This window comes from Actinokineospora sp. NPDC051303, assembly GCF_055586285.1.
The window spans coordinates 73,335-84,861 of sequence record NZ_JBVJIN010000014.1; the positions used below are offsets into that span (position 1 = coordinate 73,335).

Here is an 11,527-nt window from a genome sequence, read left to right on the forward strand (position 1 = left end):
GGCCAACTGCTCAAGCGTGGGCGCCGAATCTTGGCCGGGAAGGACGGGGTGCACCCGGTCTCATGGTGCCATGGCGGTGTGGGTCGGTGCTTTGGTTACCTGGTTTGGACGGTCGGGCGGCCGCCGGAGTGCGCGGGGTGCGCTGTCGCCTCGGCTTTGAGGGTGCCGATGGACTGGGGGTAGCGGAATCGGTTGGCGGGGTCGTAGCGGCGCTTGACCCGAACCAGGCGTTCGTAGTTGGCGCCGTAATAGGCGTGTTGCCAGTCGCGCAGATCGGGATCGGGGAAGTTGACGTAGGCGGCGTTGGTGTTCAGGTCGCGGCGCAGGGTGCTGTGCAGGGCGCGGAGTCGCTCCAGCCCTGGGGGCGTCTGGTCGATCGAGGGGCCGGACGCCCATCGGGCGCCGATGTCGATGATGAAGGTCGCGTCGCGGTGGGGGTAGGCGGTCTCGTCCGACCGAAGCTCGGCGCTGGCGCCGCCCATCGCGAACAGAGTCACGTAACCATCCGCTTTCGCCGGACCTGGCTCCCAGGTGCGGGTCCATTCGCTGATCTCGGCCACCGCGTTCCTGGGCAGCCGACTGGCGGGAACGAGAGATTTCGAGGCGTAGCACTCCCTCGGGCCTGGGACGTCCATCAAAAAGTGTTGGGCGTCCCAGAACTTGAGCTCGCGGATGACGGACTGGGACGGGTGCAGTTTCACCAGCCCGGTGAACAGGTGGCGCAGGGTGTCCTCGGCGCCGAGGCGCTGTCCGAGCACCTGAAGGGAAGTGCTGCCGTCGCGCGCGTGGCGGAACCCGACCCGGACGTCGAGGGAGTGGGTCTGGTCGGTGTCGAGCAGGTGCTGCAGTTCGTCCATCACCGCCACGGCAGAGCCCAAGCCGAAGGTCAGGGAGAAAACGGTGGCACGCAAGTGGTCCACCGGCACCGCGTCGAAAACGAAGGCGGTGTTGACGCCGAAGTTTCCGCCCGCCCCGCCACGGCACGCCCAGAAGAGGTCGGCGTTCTCCTTCTCGCTGGCGCGCACCAAGCTCCCGTCGGCCAGCACGACTCGGGTCTCGACCAGCCGGTCACAGGTCAAACCCCATTTGCGGTCGTTGAAGCCGAGTCCGCCGCCGAGCGTCAGCCCGGCCACGCCGACGCCGGGGCAACGTCCGCCGGGGAAGTACAGGCCCGCGCCGCGGACGGCGTACACGTCGGAATTGGTCACGCCGCCACCGAGGTGCAACCGCCGGTCCTGCCTGCGCAACCAGCGCATGGGCCGCAGACAGATCACCAGTCCGGTGGTGGTCGAGTAACCGGCGTAGTTGTGCCCGCCCGAGCGAAGCCGGAACGGCACCCCATGCTTGGCACACCAGCGCACGGCGGCCTGCACATCCTGCTCGGTCGCGCACGCCAATTCCTGGGCAGGCGGCGGCAAAGCGTAACGCTGGTTGTCCACCGGAGGGCAGTCCAGCGTGCCCCGCGCACCAGGGTCGGACAGCCGGGCGGCCGGACTGAGGGCTCGGCTCAGCTCACGCCAGGCGGCCGCGTCCAGCGTGGAATCGGCTGCCGCTGGAGAGGCGCCGTATCCCAAGGCCACCGCGGCGGCGGTGGCGGCACCAGCGCTCAGCACAGTCCTCCGGTTGACCGGCATGGTTTTCTCCTTCACTGCTTGGGCTCTGACACCGCCCGCACAAGATTCACCGGGCCTGCCAGCGTGATCCGACAGGTTGGGTCCATGACAGGCGCGGCACGCGAGACGCCCGCTCGCCCATCAGCGTCCCCACACGCGGCCGCGCTTCGGAAGGCTGTTCAGCCATGCGGGTCGACAGGTTCATCCGATTTCGCATGACATGCTCAGTTCGGGTGACCGACCGGCGCGGTGTCAGCGGGGTGGCGCGCCCGCGCCTATGAGCTGGTTGGCGATGAGAGAACGTAAGAGAAGCGGCGGATTCGCGGCACCCAGAGTTGGAAGTGGACCAGGTTCGTGAGCGCGACGTTGCCGGACAGCCGAGTCAGTCCGCCGTGCAGCCGAACCCAGTGCCGCACTTCGTCGTCTGGCAGCGCGCCGACGATCCGGTTGGTCCAGCCACCGGTGGATTTCTCCGGCTCGAAGTCGCTGACGAAAGAGGCCCAACTGGTTGTCTCGGACCGGTGGACCATGCCGCCCAGCACGCCAGTGACCGGGTCCGGCGGAGTGTCCAGCACTTGGCCGAGCAGTCGGGAATGCGCGGTGAGCAACCCGAGCAGCACGATCACCGCCTGGTAGTCGCCGGGTTTCCCGTCTTTACCGAGAAACCGGGATGCCTCGGACAGGTCCCGGGTCGCGCGCAGCATGCGGTACAGGTTGATCAGCCGTTTGGCTTCCCGCGGCGTGTCCACCAGAAGATCCAGCGCGCCCAGCAGATCCAGCTCGTCGTCGGTGAGCGGGAGGGGAATCTGGACGGGCTGCGCGGAATCCCGGTGTCTGTCCACTTCGGACCCGGCTTCGACGGTCATCGTGCTCGTCTGGTCAACCGGCTCCCCCGCCAACCTTTCGACGCTATCCAGCAGGCTCCTGGCCGGGTCCGGGTCATCGTCGGCGGTGGTCGGCGCTTCCGCTTCGTCCTCGGTCATCGAGCGGAGCAATCGCTTCAGGCTGCCCGAAGTCATTTCGGGGAGCACGATCGGGAGGTTGAGGATCTTCTCCAGGTAGTCCTCGGGCATCGTCTGCCAGGCGTCCGCCGCGCCGCCGTCACCGGAAAGGATCTCGTTGTACTGGCTGGACAGCGATCGAAGCAGCCACCGCGGGTCGACGCCGACAACGACGACGAACAGTTCCATGGCAAGCAACAGGTGCACGGCCTGAAGCACATCGACAACCTGTCGGGGGCCGCACCGGTCGAGGTCATCGATGTAGAGCACGATCCGTTCCACGGGCCGCGGTCCGTCGTCATCCGCAGGATCGCCGTTTTCTCGCCAGTCCTTCATCAAGTCGACCAGTTGCTGGAAGTCCTTGTGAATCATCGAGATGAGCCCGAGGTTGCTGCTGTAGGAGTCGCGGCGGGCCCGATCGGCGAGGAATGAATAGAGCCTGCGCCCCGGTGTCAACTCCGCGAGGTCTCGGCCAAGCTCGCCAACCTGGGAAACCACCTCGTTGAGCTGCGCCTCGGCGACCCGCTGCTCGGCCTCAGCCCGGCGCAACGCGTCCAGCGTCTGCACGACATCGTCCGGCTGTGCTGCTTCCCCTGCGACTCGTTCCATTCGGTAATGCAGGTCTTCCGCCAGCTCACGCAGCCTGCGCAGTCCAGACTGGGCCGCGGTGAGGGCGGTGATTCCACCACCGGTGAGTGCGGCGACCGCACCGCCGACACCGACCAACCATCCCGTGGCGGAGGGAATGAGCAGCGCGCCGAAGCTGCCGATCCCCAGGAGCACCGCCGCTGCCACCAACGCGATTTTGCCGCGCCGATTCCACGGGGCCCGGCGCAGCGCCGTGGCTTCGGTGAGCGTGCCGCGGAACTGCTCGACAAGGAGGTTGCCCTGTTCGGTCTCATCGTTGACGCCCAACAGATGCCAGAGTGCGTCGACGGCCTTCCTGGTCTCGTCGGACTCGCGCAACGCCGCGATCAGCCCGCCCACACTGGCCTCGCGGCCAGCCACTGCCGCATCCACCGCGGCCTGCAACGCGGCGATCTCGACCCGAGCCTGCTCGGTCGCCGCCTCCAATCGCCGTCGTTCGGTCAGCCGCCCGGCCAGCGCGGCGCGCAATGTCTCACGCTGTTTGGCTGGATTCGGGTCTTGCTCGGCCAACTGTCGGAAGATCTCGTCGCCAAGGCTGGCCCACAGGTTGCTGTCCGCATAGTGCCAGGCATTGAACCCGATCTGTTCGATCCGCCCGCAGTACGCGGGGTTGCCGGTGCCTGCGAGCTTCTTCACCTGCTCGCGCAGTAGTCCCATGAAGTAACTCTTGCCCGAACCCCACTCACCAAAGATGCCCACTGACAGCGGAAGCGGCGTGGCCTTGTCGGCGATCACCGTGGCCAGCATCGACACATAAGGGCTGACGCCAAGGTGGTCGCGTGACAGCGGGATTCCCTTGTTGGGGTCGACCAGGTCACTCGATATGCCTCCGGCCAGTTCGGTTTCGGAGAACTCCATCGCCCGCGCGACTGGTGCAGGCAGGTCGCTGGAGAGACCGTCCGAGGAGACCTGGCTGGACAAGGTTGATCGGATGCTTGAAGCGGTATCGTCGTCTTTGCAGATGAACACCAGTCGGCGCACGTCCCGACTTGGCGCGTCGACGCCGTCCAAGGCGGCTTGGATCGCGGCTTGAGCGACCGACGTCGGGTCGACGCCTAACATTCCGGTGGACAACAGCGGCACCCCGACTGCTGTGGCGTCAGAGTTCACGGCGAGCCGCACAGCCGCCCTCGTCGCCGTGGCCACTGACCGCGAGGAGACCTCCCCAGACCCGCCGCCGTCGTGCGGCGAGGCGAGCACGGCGAACCGCAAGCCGCTTTGGCGCTCTCCCGGCGTCAGAGGAAGCAGGTAGGGCCGTTCCGGTGTGATCCCGCGGAGCTTGACCGATCGCCATCGGGCGCGCGGGAACACAGCCAGGACATCGCTGGCCAGGCTCCCGAGCACGGTTCCCACCGACAGGACGATCGCGTCGATGTCCAGCGTCCACGGCTCATCGGTCACGGCGATGGCACACGACACGCGTCCGACGACGCCAAGTTCGTCTACCGAGGGAGTCGCCGCCATAGTTCTGCCTGTCCCCCATCGCCTCGCTGTAACGGTCCGTGGTTGAGACGTTACCCGTGCTGCGCGACGCCCGGAAAAGTTCCGCGAAGAAGTTGGGGAGGAGGTGTCGGATCGGGGTGGCCGTGTTCGTAGCAGGGATGAGGCCGCCCACCCGGGGCGGCGCCACAGCGAGGGACCTGATCGAGTCGCGGGTCGACGCGACGGGCGTCACGATCCAGGTCCACCGGGCTGACCACGCTTTCCTGACACCATAGGAGATGATTTTCCGATGCAGTACCTGGTTTCCGTGATCGATGACAAGAGCAACCCCGGCAGCACGGACAGGCGGCCCGCCATCAGCGCGTTCAACGAACGGCTGATCGCCGAGGGCTACTGGGTTTTCGCGGGCGGACTCGCCGACACCGACGCGGCGACGGTCGTTGACAACCGGGGCGAGCAGGCGGTGTTCAGCGACGGTCCGTTCGTGGAGACGAAGGAATACCTCGCGGGCCTGTGGGTGTGGGAGGCCCCCGACCTGGATGTGGCGCTCAAGCTGGCCGCCGAGGCGTCGAAGGTCTGCGATCGGAAGATCGAGGTGCGGCCGTTCCAGTGAGCGACGTCGCCGCGGCGATCACCCGGGCCTATCACGACGAGTGGGCCCGGGTGGTCGCCGCCCTGACCAGACGCTTCGGCGATCTCGACATCGCGGAGGACGCGGCCGCCGAGGCGTTCGCGACCGCCGTGGAGCGGTGGGCGGCCGACGGCGTGCCGCCCAATCCCGGCGCCTGGCTGACCACCACCGCCGTTCGCAAGGCCATCGACCGGATTCGGCGCGAGAACAAGCGCGACGACAGGCACAAGGAGGCTCAACTGGTGCACGACAACTCCCCGCCCGAGCCTCTCGGCGCCATCGATGACGACCGGCTGCGGCTGATCTTCACCTGCTGTCACCCGGCGCTGGCGATGGACGCCCGCCTGGCGCTGACGCTGCGCATGGTCGGCGGTCTGACCGTGCCCGAGATCGCCCGCGCCTTCCTGGTGACCGAAACTGCCATGGGGCAACGGATCACCCGCGCGAAGGCCAAGATCAAAGCGGCGCGCATCCCCTACCGGGTGCCGTCCGCGGACGATCTGCCCGCTCGGGTCACCGGCGTGCTCGCCGTGTTGTTCCTCGTCTTCAACGAGGGCTACCTGGCTACCGGCCCCGACACCGATCCCCTACGCCACGACCTGACCACCGAGGCGATCCGACTCACCCGTCTAACCCACGCACTCCTACCGGACAACGGCGAGGTGACAGGTCTGCTAGCGCTGATGCTGCTCACCGAGGCCCGCCGCACCGCCCGCGTGTCACCAAACGGCGAACTGATCGCCCTGGACGAACAAGACCGCGGCGCCTGGAACCCCACCCTGATCGCCGAAGGCCACCACCTGGTGCGCGAACGCCTGGCCGCCGCTGCCGCGGGCACACCCCCGGGCCGCTACCAGCTCCTCGCCGCGATCAACGCCGTCCACACCTCCGCCCAAGACATCCGCGACACCGACTGGTCGCAAATCCTCGCCCTCTACAACCACCTCATCCGCCTCGACCCCTCCCCCATCATCGCCCTCAACCGAGCCGTCGCCGTGGCCGAGATCGACGGACCGGAAGTCGCCCTGGCCATCATCGACCGCATCGCCGAGCCGTTGGCCAACTATCACGCCTACCACGCCACCCGCGCCGACCTACTCCGCAGACTGGGCCGAAGCCAACAATCCCGCGCGGCCTACGACCAAGCCATCGCCCTAGCAGGCAACACCGGCGAAACCGCCTACCTCACCCGCCGCCGCGACCAACTGCGGTAACGCCCGCTCTGAAAGGGGCAGCTGCGTCCGGCGCTAGGCGACCACCGAAAGCGATCTTGAAGGTCAGCGCAGGTTGGGCAGCCCCGGCAGGCTGTCGGAGACCAGCATGAGCACGTCGGCCACGCCGCGGTCGCGCAGCTCGGTAAGCACGTGCAGCCAGTACGTCGCGCCCACAAGCCCAGGATGTCGCGGTGACCCTCGCAGGTCACCGCCATCGCCACATGAATTGGCTGGTCGGCCAGCTTCCCGTCACGGATCTTCACCTGGATCGCCTTGACGCCGACGAGCCGCTTCTGCCGCTTGGCCACGATCCGCGGCTCGAACTAGGCGTCGTGGTCGCGCGGTACGCCGATTTCCACCGGGTCCGAAATCGGTGAGCACGATCTTGGGGCGGACGCCGTTGTGTGAGTCCCGGTCCCGCGATCCGGCGATTCCGCGGCGAGGGCGGACCTACGGTCGGTTCTCTCACTGGGAGACTGTAAACGAGTGGTGTGACTCCTGATCAAGGATGAGCACCTGAACTGCTCGACCAGTTGCTTGTCCAGGCTGCCCAAGGGGCCGTCTCGGGGATTCAGTCCTCCGGCAAGCCGATCAAGTCGTCCAGGTCAGGCTGGTCGGCCTCGGCAATGGCGGCTTTGGCGGCCCTGCGAATAGCGTCCGCGACAGACGCGGACCCGCCCGCACAAGAGAGCAGACATCCGGCATCGGCTGAGTCGATCGAAACCGCGTCGCCGAGGTCTTCTTGGGCGAGGCGCAGGTAGACCTCTCGGTTGACCGTCCGCTCCAGATGTCGGGCGATCGGAACCAGGCCTTTGGCGATTCCCAGCGAAAGCTGCCAGGGCAGCACCTGGGCGAGATCGCCAAGATCGGCATCGGGGTGTAGGTGGAAAGCGATGTCAACGACCGGGCGGATGACGTCGGCGGTGCGTTGCGCGGCATGGGCGACCGGCCCTGGCTCGCGGACGCCGTCCTGTGGACGCATGTGGAGCGTCAGCGCCTGCTCGATGGCAGCCATGGGTCGACCGACAGACCACATCATGCAAGCGAGGGCTCGACGCACCCTGCCTATCCCCGCCCCGCCCTTGGTGCGGGGCCCGAGCAGCGCCTTCGCCACCGCAGGCGCGCAGTCCTGCCTGCGGAGCTGCCGAACGAAGCTGTCGTACTCGGCCTGCCAGTTGACCGAAACCCTGGAGAACCGCGCGTCGTCTGCCTCGCTGACCAATTGCGCGACACCGATGAGCGTCATCCGGGTCAACTCGGTGTCGGCGACCGCCGTCAACGCCTCGACCACCACGCGGGCCGAAGTGACCCGCAGTCCACTGCGGACCACGGTCTCGCCCAGCGGGGTGAGCTGGAAGCCGTTTCCCACTTCGGTCAGAAAGCTACCGTCCCGCAGTGCAGCCACCGTCGCCCGGACGGTGTCGTGCGGGAACAAGGTGGACACACGGCGTTCAAACGCACCGAACGTCCAGGCGAGGTAATCCACCACCGAGTCAACGCCACTCGGTTTGCCAGCGAGATCCTTGATCACGGTGAGCGCCAGGCTTTCCAGGTCGATATCCGGGGCGAGCAGTGCTGAGGAGACCGGTGCAGGGCCTGCGTTGATGTAGTCCCGCCAGATCCGCTGGGTCTCGACGCCGCCGTTGGACAGCACGACCGCTCGCCCGGGCCGGTGCCGTCCGGCGCGACCCGCCATGTTCTTGTACTCCGACGCCGTGTACGGCCGGACGGGGTTGCCCGGGTGCTCCAACTCCCACATCACGACCGTGTCGGCCGACAGATTCACGCCTTGCGCGAGAGTGGTGGTGGCGACCACGACCTGGACCTCCCCCGCCGGGTCGCGGAATGCCGTGACGACCGCCTGCTGTTCAATTTCTCGCAAATCAGTGTTGTGGAAGGCGACACCCCCGGCCAGGCAGTCACGTAGCACCTCCCCCACTCGGGAGAGGTCGTCCTGCGGCAGGGAAGCGAGCACGGACATGGCGGGAGACAGACCGAGGCGGTGCGCGAGCTTGCGGGCGAAAACCCGGGCCGCGGTGCGGGTGGCGCGGAACACCAGCACCCGGTCGCCCTTGGCCACGGCCTCGGCGACCAGCCGATCGGCAGCGTCGTCGATGTCCTCGCAGGCGGCGACCAGTTGACATTCGGCGTCTGCCACCTCGGGTTTATCCCCGCCGTGCGACCGATACCGGTAGTTACCGTCCAAGCTGAGGACACCCTCCACGAGCTGGACAGTGCGGTCGGTGAACAACACGAGTTCCGCGCTGAGCCAACCTGCCAGTCTGTCCGGGTCCCCTAGCACGGCCGAGAGCCCGACGAGTTGCGGAGTGGGCAGGCCTTGGGCGGCATCCCGGCGCAACCTGGTGAGGAGGAGCTCCAGCCGGGGACCCCGGTCAGGCAGCGTCATGGTCTGGATCTCGTCAACGATCAGCGCCTTGATGCGTTCCAGCATGCCCGGGTGCGCGGCCAAGAGGCCGATAAAGGTCTCGTAGGTCACCACGGCGATCTGGTAGGCGCCGGTGAGCAAGTCGCCCACGTGGTCGCGGAGGCCGCCGGTGGCGCGGACAACCCGCAGTCCCAGCGGTTCGTACGTCCTCTGGAACAACTCGTACTGCTCGTTGACCAAGGCGCGGCTCGGCAGCAGGAACACCGCCTTGCCGCCGTCTGCGGCGGCCCGCACCGCGGCGATCTCGCCCACCAGAGTCTTGCCGCTCGCGGTCGGCGCGCTGACCAGCACACCGCAGCCACGCAGAAGGCCACCGCGGTTGATGGCGTCGACCTGCAGGTCGTTGAGTTTGCGGACCCGCTCCCGCCATATCTCGGCCACCGGTTCGGGGATGCCGTGAGCGGTCAGCGACATGAGGTCCTTGTTGACCGGAGGAGGCTGCTGGTGGTCGCCGACCTCGGCGTACCGAGGACCGGGAACCAGCGCGGGAAAACTGGTCAGGGACAACGCGCCTTCGAAGGTGGGCCGCTGCCTGCGGCGCTTGGCGCCGGACTCCTCGGCGTTCACCTGGTCCAACACATGCGTCACCAGACGCGACAGGGACACCTTGCCCTCTCTGTCGAGGACAGCACTCCCTCCCATCAGTCCCTGGATGAGGTGGTAAGTCAAGACACCGTGGCCGTATCGCCCGGACTCGAACGCCTGCTCGTCCGCCGCGGAGGCGCCGAGGAACACCCGGCCTTCACCGTTGAGCGACTGGAGGACGTTCCACACATCTTCGTCCGCCCGGGCGGTGACACCGTCGTCCGGCTCGAAGAACGCCCGGGAAATCATGCTGCCGGAGAAGCAGCAGTCGAGGACGACGACCAGCAGGCGCGCCCGGACGCCCTTGACCAGGTTGACGAACCGGGCGAGCGGCAGTGCGGTATCGGCGAAGGCCCGGGGGTCCGCGTCCTGCGTAGCCAGTTCCCTGGACCGGGTGCCGTGGCCGGAGAAGGTGACCACCACGACGTCGTCGTCACCACTGACCTCGACGAGACTGACGAGTTCGGCGGTCAGCCTGGGCAAGGTCGCGTCGTCGTCTTGGAGGAGGACGAGGTCGCCACGGACGTTATCCGCGAAGAGCGCGTGCAGGACGCGCGCGTCGCGGCCCGCGTACCTCAGTTGCTGGAACGCCGGGTCACGGTACTTGTCAATCCCGACAAAGAGGCCGCGGAAGACACCGGTCACCGCCGCACCCACCCCTGCCACGGTTCCGTCGCCGAGATCGTCTTGAGCAGGTAAGCGATGTCTTCCCTGGTCAACGCCTCCACAAGGTAGTGGTCCCTGGTCATCGGGCTCAGGAACATCGGAATCTCCTTGATCGAGCGGCCGGGCAGGACCACGGGCAGGACGTAGTCGGCCCACTCGGGGTGCTCTGCCAGCAGGTTCCTGATCACGGCCAGCTCGCTGCGGAGCCCTACGCGACCAGGGCCTGCGTACTCGCCGTCGCCGACCGCACGACATGTCGGCGACGCGATGACGGTGAGGAAATCGGCCCGCTTGATCTCGCGCAGCGCCCAGTGGTCCCAATCCTTCCTGGTCCCCACGTGATCTCGGTCCACGACCGGGTCCAAGCCGTGTTTCCGCAGGAGGTCGGCGAAATCCCAGACCATTTTCTTGTGCGCGTCATCCTCGTGGGCATAGCAGATGAACACGCGGGGCGCAACCGAGGGGAGACCAAATCCAGAGCCACCTCCGTCTACGACGGCGACATCGGAGAATGACGATTCTCCGGCCAGGGAGATACTGAATTCAGCCGATGCGGGGACCGGACGGAGGTCGTCTCCCGAGGCGGGTTCCGGGGAGAGGCGCGCGGTCACCTTGAATTCCTGTTCGGCTCGCCTGACGGGCGCGAGAACTACAATCCACGCCGAATAGGAGCCCGGCCGGACTCCGGTTTTTCCGGGAGCCATGTGCAGCCATCTGACCGAGTCGCCAGAGGCGCCGTAGGCGTGGATGGCACCCTCGGTCGGTTCGACGTGGACCAGATCCGCGTCGCTGCCAACCGGGACGAACTCGAGTTTGCGGCTGAGCACGTAGGACGCCGCGGGTTGCGGTTGCACAGAGCCTCTCGGAACCGCCGCGACGATCATAGAATCGCGGTCGAGCAGGGAGAACTCGACCTCGAACCAGCGCGCGAGCGGGGCGTCCTGGTCAAGTCGCAGGTCATAGTTGATCTTGACCAGGTGGGCGGTTCGGCCCGCGAACACCCCGTCTGCCATCGGGACCGGGTGCACCTGCCAACGCTTGAGACACACGGCACCCGCGACGACCTCATCCGGCCCTTCGTCGATCCGCCGTGCGCCAATGTCCATCAAGGTCAATGCGAGGTCGACCTCGTCAGCCAAGCGCATGCCCCGCTCCTTTCTGTTTCGACAGGCCGACAGATTAGACACACCTCCCCGCAGTCCCGTAACCAGACCTGACGGTGTCATGTTTTTGTCCCCAAATTGACCGCAACGTGCCCGCACACGTTGACCGAGAGACCT

The 11,527-nt window shown here is 67.0% G+C and carries 6 protein-coding genes and 1 pseudogene; 2 read left to right on the forward strand and 5 right to left on the reverse strand.

Annotated features, from left to right (window positions below; translation table 11 throughout):
- Positions 1–95 precede the first annotated feature (95 nt).
- Together ACZ6SD_RS13595 and ACZ6SD_RS13600 are read right to left on the reverse strand one after the other, a co-directional pair.
- Positions 96–1,634: an FAD-binding oxidoreductase gene (locus tag ACZ6SD_RS13595; protein ID WP_465317244.1), complete on the reverse strand. Its 1,539-nt coding sequence runs from the start codon at positions 1,632–1,634 to the stop codon at positions 96–98.
- 254 nt (positions 1,635–1,888) lie between these two features.
- A complete protein-coding gene (locus ACZ6SD_RS13600; protein WP_465317245.1) occupies positions 1,889–4,726 on the reverse strand; it encodes a P-loop NTPase fold protein in 2,838 nt (945 codons plus the stop codon).
- Between the two features lie 268 nt (positions 4,727–4,994).
- On the opposite strand from ACZ6SD_RS13600, the gene ACZ6SD_RS13605 reads away from it, so the two are divergent.
- Positions 4,995–5,318: a YciI family protein gene (locus ACZ6SD_RS13605; protein ID WP_465317246.1), complete on the forward strand. Its 324-nt coding sequence runs from the start codon at positions 4,995–4,997 to the stop codon at positions 5,316–5,318.
- Positions 5,315–6,550, forward strand: a complete 1,236-nt coding sequence (locus ACZ6SD_RS13610) for an RNA polymerase sigma factor (RefSeq protein WP_465317247.1) — start codon at positions 5,315–5,317, stop codon at positions 6,548–6,550. The genes ACZ6SD_RS13605 and ACZ6SD_RS13610 overlap by 4 nt, the downstream gene beginning before the upstream one ends.
- A gap of 75 nt (positions 6,551–6,625) precedes the next feature.
- Here the strand turns inward: ACZ6SD_RS13610 and ACZ6SD_RS13615 are convergent.
- The 3 genes and pseudogenes from ACZ6SD_RS13615 to ACZ6SD_RS13625 all read right to left on the reverse strand — a co-directional run.
- Positions 6,626–7,125 (reverse strand): annotated as a pseudogene (locus tag ACZ6SD_RS13615) (transposase); the annotation flags it as partial.
- Positions 7,122–10,226: a DEAD/DEAH box helicase gene (locus ACZ6SD_RS13620; protein ID WP_465317248.1), complete on the reverse strand. Its 3,105-nt coding sequence runs from the start codon at positions 10,224–10,226 to the stop codon at positions 7,122–7,124. The pseudogene ACZ6SD_RS13615 and the gene ACZ6SD_RS13620, both read right to left, overlap by 4 nt.
- Complete coding sequence (locus ACZ6SD_RS13625) at positions 10,223–11,392, reverse strand: toll/interleukin-1 receptor domain-containing protein (protein ID WP_465317249.1); 1,170 nt, start codon at positions 11,390–11,392, stop codon at positions 10,223–10,225. The genes ACZ6SD_RS13620 and ACZ6SD_RS13625 overlap by 4 nt, the downstream gene beginning before the upstream one ends.
- Positions 11,393–11,527 lie beyond the last annotated feature (135 nt).

Coding starts and splice junctions, on each gene's coding strand:
- ACZ6SD_RS13605 (WP_465317246.1), top strand. CDS start 4,995: ATGCAGTACCTGGTTTCCGTGATCGATGACAAGAGCAACCCCGGCAGC.
- ACZ6SD_RS13595 (WP_465317244.1), bottom strand. CDS start 1,634: ATGCCGGTCAACCGGAGGACTGTGCTGAGCGCTGGTGCCGCCACCGCC.
- ACZ6SD_RS13600 (WP_465317245.1), bottom strand. CDS start 4,726: ATGGCGGCGACTCCCTCGGTAGACGAACTTGGCGTCGTCGGACGCGTG.
- ACZ6SD_RS13625 (WP_465317249.1), bottom strand. CDS start 11,392: ATGCGCTTGGCTGACGAGGTCGACCTCGCATTGACCTTGATGGACATT.